At 70.7% G+C, this 973-nt stretch carries 1 protein-coding gene; it reads left to right on the top strand.

The window, feature by feature from the left end:
- Positions 1 to 756 (top strand): MFS transporter (locus I5I_RS14135; protein WP_036321176.1); only part of this gene is annotated, 756 nt, incomplete at its 5' end.
- Positions 757 to 973 lie beyond the last annotated feature (217 nt).

Here is a 973-nt window from a genome sequence, read left to right as displayed (position 1 = left end):
GGGTCCCCGGCGATCTGGATGCCGGGGCTCGCCGGCCTCGTGCTGCTCGCCGGATTCGTCTGGCGACAACGCCAGGTCGCCGACCCGATCCTGCCGCTCGATCTCTTCCGCAGCCGCAACTTCTCCGCCGGCAACCTGTCGACGCTGTTCATCTACGCGGCCCTCGCCCTCAACGGGTTCGTCCTGGCCGTCTACCTGCAGCAGGGGGCCGGCCTCAGCGCGACCCTCGCGGGCCTCGCCAGTCTGCCCTCGACCCTGCTCATGATCGCGCTCAGCTCACGCATCGGCACCCTGGTCGGACGATGGGGACCGCGTCTGTTCATGACCGCCGGGCCGCTCATCATGTCGGTCGGCGCGCTGTTGCTGCTGCTCGTCGCCGACGACTTCGACTACTGGTGGCAGGTGCTCCCGGGCATGGTCGTGTTCGGGCTCGGACTCGCCCTCACCGTCTCTCCCCTCACCTCGACGATCCTCGGGGCCGCCGACCCGGAGCGATCCGGCATCGCCTCCGCGGTCAACAACGCCGTCGCCCGCGTGGCGGGGCTGCTGCCGATCGCAGCCCTTGCCGCGATCACCGGTGGCGCACTCGATCTGGCCGGCTTCCACCGGGCGGCGGTCACCACGGCCGCGCTTCTCATCGTCGGCGGACTGGTCTCGCTTCTCGGTATCCGCAACCCACGCCGATCCAGCTCGGATGCGTCGGGAGGAGACGCCGAGGGAGTCGCTCACCCGGCGGCGGAGCCTCCGGGCCCGTAGAGCGCCGCGATGCGCCACGATCTGCGCCAGCCGCCAGGATCTGGCGTAGCGGCTCGCGAAAAGCGTCGCGGCTCGGCGAGAAGGAGAGGGAGAGGGAGGGGTCAGGAGCCCAGGAACTCGAGCGCGGCGCCGCGGAAGACGCGGGAGCCGGGCGCGTTGAAATGGTGCCGGTCGGGGATCTCGACGAAGGACTCTAGAGGATCCCCGGGACCGAGCT

It is taken from the genome of Microbacterium sp. B24, from assembly GCF_000333415.1.
Taxonomy (GTDB): Bacteria; Actinomycetota; Actinomycetes; order Actinomycetales; family Microbacteriaceae; genus Microbacterium.
Note: the sequence above shows the minus strand (reverse complement) of the source record. Positions and strands in the feature narration are given on the sequence as shown.